We start from the raw sequence: 15,776 nt of genomic DNA on the forward strand, positions 1-15,776 counted from the left end.
GGTATCACCACACATGCTATACGCGAGTTATCCACAGCAAATATTCTTGATTGCCGTGTGTTCCCGTTATTGCTGAAGGAACAACACCTTTAACATCAAATTGATACAATGTAGCACACTGAGTTACTTTTTCAATGGCTTCACGACGATACTTTTCTTCAGTTACTATGCCACCTTTGCCCAGCTTATTACGTCCGACTTCAAATTGCGGCTTAATAAGAAGCACAGCATTGGCACCACTGTGAGTAATTCGCGAAATCGTTGGAATTACATATGTCAGTGAAATAAAAGAGACATCTGATACCACGACTTGTGGCATAAATGGTAAATTCTCAGCCTCTACGTGACGAATATTTACGCCGCTCATGTCTATCACACGGTTATCATTCTTAACTATCGGGTCAAGCTGATTATGTCCTACATCGAGTGCAATTACGCTATGTGCACCTTTTTCTAGAAGTACTTGGGTAAAACCTCCCGTAGATGCTCCTATATCAAGGCAATTTTTCCCCTCAATATCCCATTCACCCTCTGGCATAAAAAGCTCAAGAGCCTCAATAAGCTTGATAGCTCCACGAGACACGTATTGTCCACTTGAGCGAGTCGCATGATTCAACGTAATGTCATCATTGTCGTCTACGCTCAACGAAGCTTTGATTCGCTCATTTGTTCCATTAACAAGAACTACGTGTGAATCAATTAACTGCTGAGCTCTTGAACGAGTCGGAGCTAAACCTCTTCGAACAAGTTCCTTATCTAATCGTTGCATTGCTACTGCTCGCGATCATTGAGTTCAGCTTGTAAATCATCAAGAATCTTCGTGTAATGCGCAATAACCGTATCAAATTCACTATCATCAGATAGTTGCTGATAATCATGTGTATTATTCTCATCTACCATATGTACCCCGCAATTTCGTAGGTGATTTGTATTGGCAACATTCTATCTGCGAATAATAAAATTTTTTACGTCTATTCGATACCAATTACTCGGCAGGGTCAACAGATTCGTCAAGGATATGTGCTGCGAACCGAGGAAGGATAATTTCATCCGCAGATATTCTTCCTGAATCAACGGCTTCCCAGGCAGCACTCGCTACAGCTCGAAGAGCATCAAGACTGGCGATGTTTTCCGAGAGCTCTTTACCTGCAATCTTGACATGGACTGTTTTATCCAGAATCCATGCTTGGGATTGTCGATAAGTAAAAGTGATGATGTCGTCTGACGATGTAACTTCAACTTCTGGTTGTGGTACAGTTAAGCCTCGCAGGTCTGCACAAATATAGGTAGGACGAAGTATAGGTTCAGCTTTAATAATCTGCTCTGCGTTAGCTACACCAGTAAGAACTACTGCACTATGATATCCACCTCGATTTGCTGCTTCAATATCCGTATCTAGACGGTCACCTACTGGCAAGCATTGCTCAGTTTCTACCATCTGATCAGTTGGACTAAAAAGATGCCGTGCTTGATGATACATTGCAGCTTCTGGCTTACCCGCAGAAGCAATAGGTTCCTTGCCAGTAGCAGCAATGACTGGGAGCTGAAGAGCACCATTTCCTGGGGCAATGCCTTGTTCACGCGGAATCGTCATATCTCGGTTTGTCACGAAATACTGCGCACCTTTTTCAATTGCATACGCTGCCTGTGCAAGCATATTCCAATCAAGTTCTGGATACCATGATTGAATTACGACATCAGGTTCATCGTCGGCACTGCTAACAATTACCATACCTGCTTGTGCTAGTTCGTCTTTCAGATGGTCTTTACCAATGACAAGTACTTTTGTCCCCTGAGCAAAACGTTGCGAGAGCATCGCTGCTGAAACCATGGCGGATGTAATAACATCATCGCCATGCGCATCAATACCAAAACTGCTGATCTGCTGAGCTACGACATCCGGATAACGTGAAGGGTTATTCGTAGTATAAGCGATACGCATACCCTGAGATGTAGCCTCCTGGATACCTGAGGCTGCATGCTCCACAGGATTTGCGCCGCGATATACTACCCCATCAAGATCGAGTAATGCCAATGTATATCGGCGAGCTAAACTTATAGAACTTCCCTCAACCTTGCTGGGATAGACCACTTTTACTCCTCTACTATTTCCGTTCCATCAGCGATGTCTTCGTTAGATTCCTGCGTATCATTTTCATCTACAGATTCAGATGAGTTCTCTGAGTCCTCTGATAATGATGTTTCTTCTGCTGATTCTTCTTCAATATCGGATGAATCAGAGTCATCACTATCCTGTGCATGATAGCTCATATATTCAGCCATTTCACGTGGATCAATACCAAGACCTTCAAGCATTTCATCATCTACTACTTCAAGATCGTTATCAACGTATACATCATCTTCGTCGAGCTCATCAACATCCGCATACTTATCTTCAAGCCGATCAAGTAAATCATTGAGCTTTTCCGCTTCTTCCTGGCGACCTGCAAGTTCGAGGAAGTTCTGCTCTGCCTGAACAGCACGCATACGATACGCGCCACCCACACCCTGTGCGTGCGCAATCGTATGAACAATTTCAATTGCCTTATCAAACAAATCAAGATCAGCAAGCGCACCAGCATAAACTAAGAACAACTCAGCTTTAGGTTCACCTTGTAGCTGCTTAGCATCATCAGATAACGCAATATCTACGGCTTTCTGTGGATTTCCCAAACCACGCTCGCAATCAGCCATAAATGGCAGATAATCACCGTAACCATTCATACGGAAAGCCGTACGGAATTCACGTAACGCTAGCTTATAGTTTCCTTGACGGTAAGCAATGAATGCAAGGGTCTCACGAGACACATCAACGCGAGAAGCTTGACGAGCTACCCACTGAGCATGTTCCATAGCTGCAGCAGGATCGTCCTCTTCCAAAGCATAGGCTGCAAGCATATGCAGACCAATGTTTTCAGCATGTTCTTTCGACAGACCGCGCAAGCGCTCCTTCTCGTCTGTTGAAAGCATATTCCACTCAAGACCCTTAGGCATTTTTGGCTCACCAGGGCGACGATCCGTGTATGGATTTTGCGATGGGAAACTTAGTGTACCATCAGAGTTCTTGCGTGGGTTATCGTAATTTGCCGACGACTGACGCCCATTATGATTTCCGCGCTGATTGCTAAAGCTTGAACGGTTTCCGCGACCATCCGCACGCCCTTCAAAGCGACGATCATCATTGCCATTGCGTTCATTGTTATAGCGTGGATTACGTGGTTTGCGATCATCGTGACGATCATCCCGATTAAACTCACGATTGCGATTATCGTCTCGACGTTCAGAGCGACGGTCGAAACGACGATTATTACGTTCGTTACGTCCATTGCTATCACCGCGATAGCCGCCACGTTTATTATCGCGACGATCTTCACGGTTAAAGTGGCGCTCTTCTCCATCGCTGTTTCGGCGATCAGAATTAAAACGCTCCGAGTCGCGACGCCCCTTGAAACCGCCACGACGATTATCGTTAGAATCGCCCTGACCACGACTACCCGAGAATTTTCCGCCTGATCGACGATTTCCAAACTTTCCACCAGACTTAGATCCGCGACCTGAAGACTGGAATCCTCCACGGTTTGATGAACCGCGTCGAGCAGAGTTGCCGCCTGAGCGGCGATTACCTTGATTTTCAGACATTACTTACTTTGCCTCCACAGCACCAAGTGCCTTCTTACCTCGTCGAACGAGTGCAAAACGATTAAAGAGGAAATCTTCGCTGCTGAGTACAGCTTCAGCGTCCTCAACTCGCTGATTATTTACGTAAACACCGCCACCTGCAATGGTCTTACGTGCCTCAGAAATAGACTTGAATAGACCTGATGCGACACCAGCCTCGACGACACGCATTCCCGGCTGCGCATTAGCAAAGACCTTGTTGCCCTCACCATCGTCAATCTTTACACCTTCAAGAGCAGCTTCTAAAGTCTGCTCATCGAGGTCAGTTAATTCGCCACGTCCAAAGAGTGCAGCTGAAGCATCAATCGCCGCCTGAGCAGCTTTATCTCCACGTACGAAGCTAGTGACTTCCCACGCAAGAACACGTTGTGCTTCACGAGCACCTGGGTTTGTCTCAACTTCCTTCTCAAGACGCTCAATTTCTTCCTTAGGCAAGAAGGTGAAGTACTTCAAAAGCTTAATAACTTCACTATCTGGCTGGTTAAACCAGAACTGGTAGAACTTATAGGTACTGAACATTTGTGGATCCAGCCAGATCGCTCCACCCTCAGACTTACCAAACTTCTTCCCCTGAGAATCGGTGATAATTGGAGAAGTCATAACATTGACCGAAGCGCCACGAACTTTACGAATAAGATCTAGACCGGAAGTCAAGTTACCCCACTGGTCCGCACCGCCAGTTTGCAAAGTTACACCATAATTGTCGTACAAGTATAAGAAATCGTTTCCTTGTAGAACCTGGTAACTAAATTCTGTAAAGGAGATACCCTCATCAGAGTTCAAACGTCGTGCAACAGTATCCTTGGCGAGCATCGTGCCCAAACGGAAATTCTTACCTACGTCTCGTAAGAAATCAATGACATTCATCTGTGCAGTCCAGTCATAATTTGATACAAATCGTACTGGATTGTCACCATCAGTTACGAGATACTGAGAAATCTGGTTGCGCAAACGCTCAGTCCACTGTGCAACGATTTCCTTAGAATTGAGCACACGCTCACCACTTTGGCGAGGATCACCAATTAAACCAGTAGCTCCACCTACCAAAGCAATAGGATGATGCCCTGCCTCTTGCAAATGACGGAGCATTAATACTTGAACAAGGTTTCCAATATGAATAGATGCAGCAGTTGGATCAAAACCGCAATAATATGTAATAGGTTCTCCGCCCAGAGCCGTAGCAAGTTGTTCACGATCAGTGGATTGATTAATCAGTCCACGCCATTCAAGTTCTTCAAGGAGCGAATCAAATCCTGCTTCCTTGTAGTTCCTTACCTGAGCCATCGGAAAATAGTCCTCCAAACCATATCTATTCTATGAAAACACTTTTTCTTTATAAGAAAATTAACACTGTAGTCAAGTTTCCCATGCGAGCCAGACTTTCAAAACTCGTCAAAGAACTCGTCAAAATCGAAATATTTATTTATTTTCACGAGCCCTATCTGACCTTTTATGCGCGTAAACTACTTCATAAATTTTGAAGTTTTCTCTTCACTCGTAAGAATCTGTCCATACGCAATTTTCGCGTTGACTATAATGTCGTCACTACCGTGCTCAGATGCAATTAGCGCACACTGTCGAAGCGCATCCATACACTCGTCATACTCGCCTTCAATAACCGTTTCGAACGGCGTAACTTGCGCGTCTGGGAAACGATCTTGCAAATAGTAAATTACCCTATCAATATCAGGAATATAATCCGATACCTTCATTGGTAAAACTTGAATGGCTATGCTGCAATTATTCATTTTATCCTTCCTTTCGCTGGCATTACCCAGATCAAGTACGGTCGAAGCACCTTGCTTCCTCTCAGCCCTAAAGCTCCCGCTGAATTTAATAGTAACTCACTATCTTGCCAATACGTCTTCGCTAATATGTCCGTGCCGATACCTCAATAGCGGATTACGACGTGATACGTACCGCGTATAACTTGTTCACTCTTTGAATATTGAGATATAAACAGCACAGAATCTTACTACTATTAAAATATGGAAAATATTTTAATAGTATCTGGCCACACATATCCTGAAAATTCTATCGCGAATAAACACATCATCTCACTATTGAAAAAGCAATATCCTGATACTCACATTGATGATTTATATACGTTATATCCTGATTACCGCATTAATGTTGCATCGGAGCAAGAAAAACTCAAGAATGCGGATATTATTATTATTCAGTCCCCGATTTTCTGGTATTATATGACCTCACTCGTATCACGCTGGATTGAAGAAGTCTTCACATACGGATGGGCATATGGAAGCAGTGGTAATGCCTTATCGGGAAAGAAAATTATTTTCTCCGTAACTGCTGGTGCGGATAACGAATTTTATAATTCGCAAAGTTCTGCAGAAATCTCGATTGATGAGATGATGAAGCCTTATATCGTTTCGGCAAACTACTGCTCTATGGACTATGTTGGGACAGTATTTACTGGCGGAATGATGAATTTCACTGAGCTGAGTACATCTGATAAAGAAAATTACATAACCATGTCAAACAAATTGACGCGTTAGTCCATGCATAGACACGTGCATTGTTAGAAAGAAATGCCCCTACATAAAAGGCGTTGTGACGACTATTGTCAGTCATCACAACGCCTTTAGATTTAAAGTAGCGTTAACGTCGAAGTCGATATCTCCGCAAGATTAAATCGTATGGTTTACAAACTTCCACAAGGCTTATATGCAGTTCCATCACTTGTTTGCTGAGCGAATTCGGATACTTGCGCATATTTTTTTTCGGCTTGTTCAATCTGCTCAACAACTCGATCGTAAGCGGTGCCACCCTTACCAACGCGGGAATTAACGCTACCACGAGTTGATAGAACCTCACGCACATAAGGAGCGGTATCAGGATCTAAGAAGTCATTGAATTCTTGAATAAAATCATCATCGTTCAGATCCCACAGCTCTACTCCACGCTCTTCTGCTATGCGCACGCATTCACCAGAAAGTTCGTGAGCATGACGGAATGGAACTTTCTGCTTAACGAGCCACTCGGCTATATCAGTTGCTAAGGCAAAGCCGGTCGGAGCCTCTTCTTCCATTCGGTCAAAATTAAATCGCATAGTTGCAATCATGCCGGTAAAAGCTGGAAGAAGTATCAAAAGCGTATCCACTTGATCAAATACTGCTTCTTTATCTTCTTGAAGATCTCGAGCGTAAGCCGTTGGCAATCCTTTAAGAGTAGTCAACAGTCCCGTAAGATCACCGATCAGACGACCAGCCTTGCCACGAGCAAGCTCAGCAATATCTGGATTTTTCTTCTGCGGCATGATAGAAGAACCTGTAGAATATGCATCATCAAGATGCACAAAACCAAATTCTTGCGTATTCCATATGATAATTTCTTCAGATAAACGAGAAATATCCACACCAATCATTGCCGCGATAAAGGAGAATTCAGCAACGAGATCACGTGATGATGTGCCATCTATAGAGTTCTCGGTGACATCTACAAACCCAAGCTCAGCTGCAACTGCTTGGGGATCTAGTCCGAGAGTATTTCCCGCTAATGCACCTGATCCATAAGGCGAGTACGCAGCGCGCTTATCCCAGTCCATCAGACGATCTAAATCACGCAGTAACGGCCAAGCATGCGCCATCAATTGATGAGCTACCAGAACTGGCTGAGCATGCTGCATATGAGTACGCCCGGGCATTACTGCATGACCTGCTGTCTTAGACTGCTCGATAATCGCATAAACTACTTGTAGAACTTCCTTCGATATAGCTCGAGCTTGACGACGAAGCCACATGCGAATAAGCGTAGCGATCTGATCATTTCTCGAACGACCTGCACGGAGCTTACCTCCAAGCTCGTCCCCTGCGATAGCAAGGAGACCACGTTCAAGTGCAGTAGCTTCGTCTTCGTCGCTTTCCTGAGGAGCGAATTCGCCCGAATCAACTTGTCGTTGGAGCTCATCAAGGGCAGATTCCATGGCGATGAGTTCTTCTTCACTTAAGTGCCCGGCACGACCGAGAGCACGTGCATGAGCTCTCGAGCCAGCAATGTCATCATCAGCTAGACGCCAGTCAAATTGAGTGGATTTACTTAAGCGTGCCAATGCCTCGGATGGTCCTGATGCAAATCGACCACCCCACAAAGCAATACCGCCTTCTTGAGTGGATTGATTATTTTGCTGAATACCCGTATCCATATGATCAGACTGCTTATGATTCGAATGTGCGTCTTGCATAATTACTCCCCTGTGAATTTCTGGGAATTCACAACATTACTCTTACGATTTACTCCACAGTATTAGCTGGAACTTCTACAGCGTTTCCGAATTTAACATCGCGAGCAGCAGCTACCTTAGTTGGCAAACCATAAATCTCGATAAATCCGTTAGAGGCATTCTGATCGAATGAGTCGCCTGATTCGTATGTCGCCAAATTGTAATCATAAAGCGATGTTTCGGAACGACGTCCCACCACTACTGCACGTCCACCATGAAGAACCATACGAATTTCACCAGAAACGTATGCCTGAGTATCATCGATAAACGCGTTTAGCGATTTTACAGCTGGAGAGAACCACTGAGCATCGTAGACGAGCTCAGCCCATCGTTTATCAATATCACGCTTGATACGATGTTGTTCACGCTCGAGGCAGAAATTCTCCAACTCTTGGTGTGCTGTGATGAGAGCAATAGCGCCAGGAGCTTCATACAATTCACGCGATTTAATACCTACTAATCGATCTTCAATTAAATCAATTCGTCCAATTCCTTGAGCACCAGCACGTCGATTCATCTCTTCAATCGCCTGCAATGGAGTAACTTCGCGGCCATCAATCTTGATAGGAATTCCCTGTTTAAATTCAATGGTAACTTCATCAGCTACTGGAGGGAAAGCAGGATCGTCAGTATAAGAATAAACGTCCTTTGTAGGAGCATTCCATGGATCTTCCAAGTAACCTGTTTCGATAGCACGACCCCATACATTCTGATCAATTGAATATGGGCTCTTCTCGGTCTGTTCAATAGGAAGCTGATGATCTTTTGCGTATTGGATTTCTACGTCACGAGTGAGCGAAAGATCACGAATTGGGCTAATTGCAGACAAAGTTGGATCAATCGATTGAATAGAAACTTCAAATCGAACCTGATCATTTCCTTTACCAGTACAACCGTGTGCAATAGTATCAGCACCAAACTGATGAGCTGCACGCACGAGATGCTTGGTAATTAATGGACGCGATATAGCAGATACCAAAGGATAAACACCCTCATACAAAGCGTTAGCCTTGAGCGCACGCATGCAATACTCATCAGCGAATTCGTCTCGTGCATCAACAATATATGATTCCACCGCACCGCATGCAAGAGCACGATCGCGAATAGTTCCTAAACGCTCTCCACCTTGACCAACATCAAGAGAAACAGCTACAACATCTTTACCTGTACGATCTTTCAAGAATGGAATAGCGACGGAAGTATCCAAACCTCCAGAGTATGCAAGGACAATGCGCTTTTGATCAGCCATAGTTACCTTTCTTTTATGTATTTTATAAAATTAAAATCTGTATATTCTGTATATAAATCGTCCAGAACAACAACTTGCGTTCCTTATGATCGCTTATTTGATGTAATTGACAATAGCCAATGAAGCTTTTCTTGTGCGGATTCGTTATCTGTAGTAATCATCAAAACCGTATCATCGCCCGCAATCGTTCCCGCAACACTGTCAATTGGTTGCTTATCAATCGCACTTGCTACATATTGAGCTGCTCCAGCTGGAGTATGAATGACGACAAGATTTTGAGCACACACAACGCGTGTAACTAGCCCACTGATGACTTTGCCTAATTGTTGCTCAATCTTTTGGTTCAATCGTGATTGCTGAATCTCATTGAACTTTTGTGCATTTACTCTCGTAAATTCACTATCTTCAGCAACGGCATAGGCAAAAGTACCTGCAGCAGTTCGAACTTTACTTGCCCGCAAATCATCCAAATCACGACTCAACGTTGCTTGAGTGACTTTAATGCCCTCCTCAGCAAGTTTTTCAATAAGTTGCTGCTGCGATTCGATAATATTCTCAGCAATAATTCTTTCCACTATGCTTAAACGTGCTGCACGTGTAGATGGTATACCTGCATTCATGAGTTACAACCCTCTCTTTGCTCTCTCATAACAAATATCTATAAGCTCATTCTCGTCATTGTGCTCCTGAATAGCGATTCGAACGAGATGCGGGATTTCTACGTTTCTATATGAACTATATGAAAATGTCTTATATAGGAAACCGCATACCTGGAAGACAATATCGCACAGCGTTATGGCTACTTTACTATATGTGAGATAGTAATTCGCAAAAATCTTAGAATGTAAGAAACTGCTGTGTAAGTAAACCATGTTGGACCACATATTCCCCTCCTTACCCATGAGCTTATAGCTTTGCTTAACTGATTACAGTAAGCGTTCCGCACCTTATGCATAAACATACATCATCATGTATATTTTTCTAATCATTCGGCAAGTCATACGGTATGTGTGAAAGAATCTGAACTCCTTCTTCGATTTGAGCACTCGAAACATTGAGAGGAGGCGCCAACCGTAAGGCCTGAGGATTAACTGCATTAGCAATTAACCCCTGATTAAGCAGCCACTCCACAGCCGCATGTGCGCACGGGTGGGCGAGCTCAATTGCATTCAGCAGACCCGACCCATGAACTGAAACGAAGAGATCATTTTTGCAATTCATCAGAGCTTCACGAAGCTGAATTCCCCTCGCCGTGGCATTCTCAAGAAGATTCTCTTCCTCAATAATGCCTATCGTTGCCAGCCCTGCTCGAGCCGCAAGAGGATTACCAGCAAAAGTCGATCCATGCGATCCAGGAGTAAAAAGTTCCGACACTCTCTGTCCAAAGGTAATCAGTCCTCCCATTGGGAAACCTCCTGCTACACCTTTAGCGAAGGTAATAGCATCAGGCATTACACCGGCAGAGAGCTGTTCATTTTGGAAAGCAAACCAATGACCTGTACGTCCCATTCCTGTTTGCACTTCATCGATAATAAGTAAGGCATCATTGTCATCACATAGCTGCCGAGCTTTTTGCACAAACGAGGCACCTACTTCGAGAACCCCCGCTTCGCCTTGAATGAGTTCCATAATGATTCCGGCAACTGGCCCTTGATTAAAAATTTGAGTAAGAGCATCAACATCTCCTGCCTCAACAAATTCAATATTAGGAATTAATGGCTCAAAAGGTTCGCGTATAGCAGGCTTCCATGTAGCACTCAAAGCACCTAGAGTACGCCCATGGAATGCATGAGTTAGTGCAATAATGCGCGCATTCTTAGATACCCCTTTACGCTTGGCATGAAGCTTCATCAATTTCAGAGCTGCTTCATTACCTTCAGTACCAGAATTAGCAAAATAAACGCGCGATCCTTCTGGAGCTTGCGCGAGGGTAAGCAATTTTTCAGCAAGTTCAATCTGAGGGACGGTCGCGAAATAATTAGAAGTATGCGCTATCTTTCCAGCTTGATCAGCAACTGCAGCAGTCCATTTTGGATGCGCGTATCCTACAGAGTTCACAGCGATACCCGCAAGAAAGTCAAGATACTTTTTCCCCGCAGTGTCCCACACATAGGAGCCCTGACCATGGTCTAAAACCATAAGCGGTCTGCCAAAAACATTCATATGATAGTGATCGTATGAATCCAATTGTTCATTCATATCTGTCATTGCGTTTTCGCTTTCTTCCTTAATTGCATTCCTTCACCTTTAGCTACCATCGTTCCGATACCCGCAGTAGTAAAGATTTCATTTAAAATCGAATGCTTCTTCCTGCCATCAATAATGTGAGCCTCGCCCACGCCACCATCGATAGCGCGCACACAAGCTTCCATTTTCGGTCGCATTCCACTTTCAAGTTCCGGCATCATGTCTCGCAAGGTTTCAGCGCCTATCTCCCCCACCAAGCTATCTTTATCAGGCCAATTCGCATATAAGCCCTCGACATCAGTGAGAATAATGAGTTTTCGCGCGCCTAAAGCTATAGCAAGTGCCGCCGCCGCTGTATCAGCATTCACATTAAGCACCTGGGTGGCATCTTCTTCGTCAGGAGCTACCGATGAAACCACTGGTATACGATGTGAAGCAATCAAATCATCAACTGCTCGCGTATCAACGCTTACCACATCACCCACATAGCCCACATCAACACTATGCCCATCGACTATTGGCATGCGTTGAGCAGCGGAGAATAACCCTCCATCTTCACCTGACAAACCCACAGCATACGGGCCATACGAATTGATAAGGCCCACTAATTCACGTGATACTTTACCCGTAAGAACCATACGAACTACATTCATTGTCTCTTCATCTGTAACACGTAGTCCCGCCTTAAAACGAGATTCAATACCCAGCGCATGGAGCATCTCGTTAATCTGCGGTCCACCACCGTGCACAATTACCGGATGTAGTCCAAGCTGACGAAGAAATACCATGTCCTGAGCAAAGCACGCACGTAGCTCCTCGCTAACCATCGCATTTCCACCGTATTTGATAACAACAAGCGATCCAGCGAATTCTTGTAGCCATGGAAGCATCTCTAGTAAAACTTCAGACTTTTGGCTATCTGTGAGATCTTCATGAACATCAATATCTTCATATTCCGTATTAGTCATTTGCCTCTACAACCCCTACGATTCCTACTATCCCTACGATTCATAATCTGCATTTATATGCACATAATCGAGCGTAAGATCATCTGTCCAGACGACAGCTTCCTCATGAGAATCTGTGCATAAATTGATATCGATAAATACTTCTCGTTCTGTCATTGAAACAAGACTTCGACTCTGTCCAGGTTTTCCACCCTCGCAGACTCTTACTCCGTTAATATCAACGACAACATTATCTGGATCGAACTGAGCAACGCTTTCAGGAACAGTTCCCAAAGATGAGACTACACGCCCCCAATTCGGATCATTGCCATATATTGCACATTTAAGTAGATTAGATGAAGCTACAGCACGTGCACAAGCCAATGCTCCTTCATAGCTTTGTGCACCGCTTACCTTAATTCGAATATCATGGGAAGATCCTTCGCCATCACCAATTATTTGTCGCGCGAGCTGTGAGCAGGCTTTGGCAATGAGCTCTTCGAATTCATCTTTGCGAGCCTCAACACCACTGGCGCCAGACGCTAGCAAAACGACTGTATCGTTTGTAGACATACATCCATCTACATCAATGCAATCAAAACTCTTTGCTGTTGCTTTCTGCAATGCTTCCTGAGCGGTTTCCTGATCCACTACAGCATCAGTAGTGATAACACTAATCATTGTTGCAAGCTGAGGAGCAATCATACCCGAGCCTTTAACCATGCCCCCGACTCGATATCCACTGGGTACATTCAGAGTAACCATTTTAGGTTTAGTATCGGTTGTCATTATTGCTTCAGCAGCGTTTTTCCCAGATACCTCGTCATTATTTAACTGCTTAGCCGCAGACTCTACACCTGCGAATACCGCATCAAGTGGGAGAAGTTCACCGATAAGACCTGTTGATGCCACAAGAATCTTATCCGGTTGAATACCCAACTTTTCACCAGCAAACTGAGCGGTTGCTTTGACTTGTTCGAATCCAGCCACTCCTGTACATGCATTAGCACCACCGGAATTGATGACCATAGCGCGAGCACCACCATCGGCAATTATTTGGCGCGAATACTTCACAGGAGCTGCCGCAAACCTATTCGTTGTAAAAACGCCTGCTGCTACAAAGATAGGACCATTATTTACGACGACGGCCACATCTTTCTTTCCTTCTACCGAGGAAATTCCTCCGCGCACACCTGCCGTGCTAAACCCTTTTGCATAGACTACGCTCATGGCGCCACTCCTATCGTTGTTAATCCTGCATCTTCTGGCAATCCCAGAGCAATATTGAGGGACTGAATCGCTTGCCCAGCAGTACCGCGGTTAAGGTTATCGATTGCACTAAATGCATACATTAAATTTGCTTTTCTATCAATCGAAATTTGAATATGCGCACTATTAGACCCGATTACACTCGAAACCTGAGGTAGCACAGATTCAGGAAGCATGTGAATGAATTTTTCCGTTGCATACACATCGTCATACACCTGTCGAATATCATCATCACTCATGTCTTGTGCCTGCTTAGACAACGGAGCACATACAGTCGCCATAATTCCTCGCGACATCGGTACCAAAACAGGTGTAAAGCCAAGTGAAAACTGATGCGCGTCCACTGCTCCAAGCCCTGCAGCATGAGCAAAATTTTGCTTAATTTCTGGAATATGACGATGCTTTCCACCTACCGAGTACGCGACAGCATTACCCAAAGCCTGAGCTGCAAGCAAATTGGCTTGCCCCAATTTTCTTCCCGCACCTGAATATCCGACAACTAAATTAGCGATAATATCCGACGTCACTAACCCAGCGGTAATTGCAGGTTGGAAAGCAAGGGTAACAGCCGTGACGTTGCACCCCGGCCCAGCAATGCGAGAAGCTCCTTTGAGATTGCCCCTCTGCTTTGGAATTCCCACACAATCCCTAATAGAATACTGTGCATCTACATCATTAGAATTCTCACCCATAATGAGCTCAGGCATTCCATAAGCCCACGATTCGTAGTACTCACCGCCATAAAATTCATCCCAATCTAATGGATTTTCCAAACGATGATCAGCACCTAAATCGATAACTACACGTACATCGTGTAGTTGCGATGCCAATTTACCTGATGCACCATGCGGTAAAGCTAAAATTACAATATCGTGTCCGCTGAGTACCGATGCGCTCGTCTCTTCAACACGAAGTCCTGCTATAGAAGGAATATGAGGCGCGTACTCTTGCATGCTACACCCAACAGATGAGTGACCAGTTACGCATGTAACATCAAAGTTCGGATGTTGTTCCATAATTCGCAATGCTTCTTGGCCTGCATATCCTGTTGCACCGGCAATTGCCACCGTATATTTTTGGTCACACTTATGCATAACTACACCTCTTTATTCAATGGTATGAATAATTATGCATTCATTGATAGACATTAACCTGAGTCAGCACGTCACCATATCACATTATGGAATTCTGCGAGAAAATCGGACGCTTCACGATCTACCATTAACGAAACATTTGTATTTACCCGCTACGCGCTGTGCATTATCAATATCTTATAGAAAATTATTTACACAGATTATCCCGTTCAAATATACACAAATGCCGGCACGCACACACATGCATACCGGCATATTAATGAATTATTATGCAAATTAATTTTATTAGTTAGTTCATATTATTAAGCTGTGCTTGACTCCAATTAATCAGCATTTGGAGGAATTCTGTCTCGCTTGTTCCTGTAATAATCAGATACGCAAAAATTCCAATCTGGATGACGCACAAGACGATAGCAATAATCGCCAATGCTCTTCCCTTCATATGGAATTTCTTCGTACGACCCAACGAGACAATCCCAAAGAACAGCGCAACTACAGTAGTTTGCGTGAATAAAGCACAAATGATTGCCACAATTGCATAAAAGTCCCAATGCCCATAAAGAGGGTTCTTTTGAGGATCATCCGGGTCAAACTCGCGAATCTCGACTGGTTTCCCACTCAGGTCGTAGAGCTGAGGTATGCGTTCTCTCTCTTCAGAAGGAGTTTTCTCACCGTCTTGACGTTGTAATGCGCTAGGCGCTGTCATAAGACGTGGTTTACGCTCATCAGACTTAATAGGCTTCTCTGGTTTGCCATAAACGTACGGATCCCAATCAGGAAACTCTGAGCGCATTCGTCCGTATGCTCGACCATTTTCTGACGCAGAATTTACATGTTCTTCGTTAGTCTCAACCGTGCTAGCATCTGCATTATTTCGCGTTTCCTCGGAGTTTTCGCTCTCATTTATGCTCGGCGTAGACCCCTCATGCTCTTCATGTGCCTGATTTAAGAACTCTTTGTTTTCGTCAGTCATATAAATCCTATCGTCTTCCGGTTATTCGTCAATATCAGTCTCAACGAATATCCTTCTCAACAAAACTCTATACTTCAACGTTATCGTTTGCAGTATATTTCGCGTTCAGCATTCACATCGTGTGGAATCTTATCGC

15 protein-coding genes and 1 riboswitch are annotated in these 15,776 nt (G+C 44.2%); of the genes, 1 reads left to right on the forward strand and 14 read right to left on the reverse strand.

Features of this window, described 5'->3' with window-relative positions:
- Positions 1–16 precede the first annotated feature (16 nt).
- From EJ419_RS07980 to EJ419_RS08000, 6 genes are all read right to left on the reverse strand, one after another.
- Positions 17–769: a TlyA family RNA methyltransferase gene (locus EJ419_RS07980; protein WP_131285351.1), complete on the reverse strand. Its 753-nt coding sequence runs from the start codon at positions 767–769 to the stop codon at positions 17–19.
- A 2-nt stretch (positions 770–771) separates the two neighbouring features.
- Positions 772–900 (reverse strand): hypothetical protein, encoded by a 129-nt coding sequence (locus EJ419_RS08510; RefSeq protein WP_276320066.1) that lies wholly within the window; start codon positions 898–900, stop codon positions 772–774.
- An 85-nt stretch (positions 901–985) separates the two neighbouring features.
- A complete protein-coding gene (locus tag EJ419_RS07985) occupies positions 986–2,092 on the reverse strand; it encodes an HAD-IIA family hydrolase (protein WP_131285353.1) in 1,107 nt (368 codons plus the stop codon).
- A gap of 2 nt (positions 2,093–2,094) precedes the next feature.
- Positions 2,095–3,639, reverse strand: a complete 1,545-nt coding sequence (locus tag EJ419_RS07990) for a hypothetical protein (RefSeq protein ID WP_131285355.1) — start codon at positions 3,637–3,639, stop codon at positions 2,095–2,097.
- A 3-nt stretch (positions 3,640–3,642) separates the two neighbouring features.
- Positions 3,643–4,962: a tyrosine--tRNA ligase gene (gene tyrS / locus EJ419_RS07995; RefSeq protein WP_131285357.1), complete on the reverse strand. Its 1,320-nt coding sequence runs from the start codon at positions 4,960–4,962 to the stop codon at positions 3,643–3,645.
- Positions 4,963–5,141: 179 nt separating this feature from the next.
- A complete protein-coding gene (locus tag EJ419_RS08000; RefSeq protein ID WP_131285359.1) occupies positions 5,142–5,426 on the reverse strand; it encodes a thiamine-binding protein in 285 nt (94 codons plus the stop codon).
- A riboswitch (TPP riboswitch) is annotated at positions 5,418–5,516 on the reverse strand. Its footprint overlaps the gene before it by 9 nt.
- A gap of 150 nt (positions 5,517–5,666) precedes the next feature.
- On the opposite strand from EJ419_RS08000, the gene EJ419_RS08005 reads away from it, so the two are divergent.
- Positions 5,667–6,197 (forward strand): NAD(P)H-dependent oxidoreductase, encoded by a 531-nt coding sequence (locus EJ419_RS08005; protein ID WP_131285361.1) that lies wholly within the window; start codon positions 5,667–5,669, stop codon positions 6,195–6,197.
- Positions 6,198–6,343: 146 nt separating this feature from the next.
- Here EJ419_RS08005 and argH read toward each other — a convergent pair whose 3' ends face one another.
- The 8 genes from argH to EJ419_RS08045 all read right to left on the reverse strand — a co-directional run bounded on the left by argH (position 6,344) and on the right by EJ419_RS08045 (position 15,640).
- Positions 6,344–7,843, reverse strand: a complete 1,500-nt coding sequence (gene argH, locus EJ419_RS08010) for an argininosuccinate lyase (RefSeq protein WP_131285480.1) — start codon at positions 7,841–7,843, stop codon at positions 6,344–6,346.
- Between the two features lie 88 nt (positions 7,844–7,931).
- Entirely contained in the window at positions 7,932–9,170 is a 1,239-nt protein-coding gene (locus EJ419_RS08015) for an argininosuccinate synthase (protein ID WP_131285363.1), read from the reverse strand.
- 83 nt (positions 9,171–9,253) lie between these two features.
- Positions 9,254–9,790: an arginine repressor gene (locus tag EJ419_RS08020; RefSeq protein ID WP_131285365.1), complete on the reverse strand. Its 537-nt coding sequence runs from the start codon at positions 9,788–9,790 to the stop codon at positions 9,254–9,256.
- Positions 9,791–10,151: 361 nt separating this feature from the next.
- On the reverse strand, positions 10,152–11,378 hold the full coding sequence (locus EJ419_RS08025; protein WP_131285367.1) for an acetylornithine transaminase: 1,227 nt from the start codon (positions 11,376–11,378) through the stop codon (positions 10,152–10,154).
- Positions 11,375–12,325 carry an acetylglutamate kinase gene (gene argB, locus EJ419_RS08030; protein WP_131285369.1) on the reverse strand — a complete coding sequence of 317 codons (951 nt, stop codon included), beginning with the start codon at positions 12,323–12,325 and terminating at the stop codon, positions 11,375–11,377. Before argB ends, EJ419_RS08025 begins: the two co-directional genes overlap by 4 nt.
- A gap of 33 nt (positions 12,326–12,358) precedes the next feature.
- Entirely contained in the window at positions 12,359–13,534 is a 1,176-nt protein-coding gene (gene argJ, locus EJ419_RS08035; RefSeq protein ID WP_131285371.1) for a bifunctional glutamate N-acetyltransferase/amino-acid acetyltransferase ArgJ, read from the reverse strand.
- Complete coding sequence (locus tag EJ419_RS08040; protein WP_131285373.1) at positions 13,531–14,667, reverse strand: N-acetyl-gamma-glutamyl-phosphate reductase; 1,137 nt, start codon at positions 14,665–14,667, stop codon at positions 13,531–13,533. The genes argJ and EJ419_RS08040 overlap by 4 nt, the downstream gene beginning before the upstream one ends.
- A 289-nt stretch (positions 14,668–14,956) precedes the next feature.
- On the reverse strand, positions 14,957–15,640 hold the full coding sequence (locus EJ419_RS08045; RefSeq protein ID WP_131285375.1) for a DUF4190 domain-containing protein: 684 nt from the start codon (positions 15,638–15,640) through the stop codon (positions 14,957–14,959).
- Between the last annotated feature and the right edge of the window lie 136 nt (positions 15,641–15,776).

This window comes from Alloscardovia theropitheci, assembly GCF_004332295.1.
Classification (GTDB): Bacteria; Actinomycetota; Actinomycetes; order Actinomycetales; family Bifidobacteriaceae; genus Alloscardovia; species Alloscardovia theropitheci.

What these genes read in the sequence shown, in the direction of transcription:
- EJ419_RS08025 (WP_131285367.1), bottom strand. Translation starts at nt 11,378, where the DNA reads ATGACAGATATGAATGAACAATTGGATTCATACGATCACTATCATATG.
- argH (WP_131285480.1), bottom strand. Translation starts at nt 7,843, where the DNA reads ATGGATACGGGTATTCAGCAAAATAATCAATCCACTCAAGAAGGCGGT.
- EJ419_RS07980 (WP_131285351.1), bottom strand. Translation starts at nt 769, where the DNA reads ATGCAACGATTAGATAAGGAACTTGTTCGAAGAGGTTTAGCTCCGACT.
- EJ419_RS08510 (WP_276320066.1), bottom strand. Translation starts at nt 900, where the DNA reads ATGGTAGATGAGAATAATACACATGATTATCAGCAACTATCTGATGAT.
- tyrS (WP_131285357.1), bottom strand. Translation starts at nt 4,962, where the DNA reads ATGGCTCAGGTAAGGAACTACAAGGAAGCAGGATTTGATTCGCTCCTT.
- EJ419_RS08020 (WP_131285365.1), bottom strand. Translation starts at nt 9,790, where the DNA reads ATGAATGCAGGTATACCATCTACACGTGCAGCACGTTTAAGCATAGTG.
- argB (WP_131285369.1), bottom strand. Translation starts at nt 12,325, where the DNA reads ATGACTAATACGGAATATGAAGATATTGATGTTCATGAAGATCTCACA.
- EJ419_RS08040 (WP_131285373.1), bottom strand. Translation starts at nt 14,667, where the DNA reads ATGCATAAGTGTGACCAAAAATATACGGTGGCAATTGCCGGTGCAACA.
- EJ419_RS08005 (WP_131285361.1), top strand. Translation starts at nt 5,667, where the DNA reads ATGGAAAATATTTTAATAGTATCTGGCCACACATATCCTGAAAATTCT.
- EJ419_RS07990 (WP_131285355.1), bottom strand. Translation starts at nt 3,639, where the DNA reads ATGTCTGAAAATCAAGGTAATCGCCGCTCAGGCGGCAACTCTGCTCGA.
- EJ419_RS08000 (WP_131285359.1), bottom strand. Translation starts at nt 5,426, where the DNA reads ATGAATAATTGCAGCATAGCCATTCAAGTTTTACCAATGAAGGTATCG.
- EJ419_RS08015 (WP_131285363.1), bottom strand. Translation starts at nt 9,170, where the DNA reads ATGGCTGATCAAAAGCGCATTGTCCTTGCATACTCTGGAGGTTTGGAT.
- argJ (WP_131285371.1), bottom strand. Translation starts at nt 13,534, where the DNA reads ATGAGCGTAGTCTATGCAAAAGGGTTTAGCACGGCAGGTGTGCGCGGA.
- EJ419_RS08045 (WP_131285375.1), bottom strand. Translation starts at nt 15,640, where the DNA reads ATGACTGACGAAAACAAAGAGTTCTTAAATCAGGCACATGAAGAGCAT.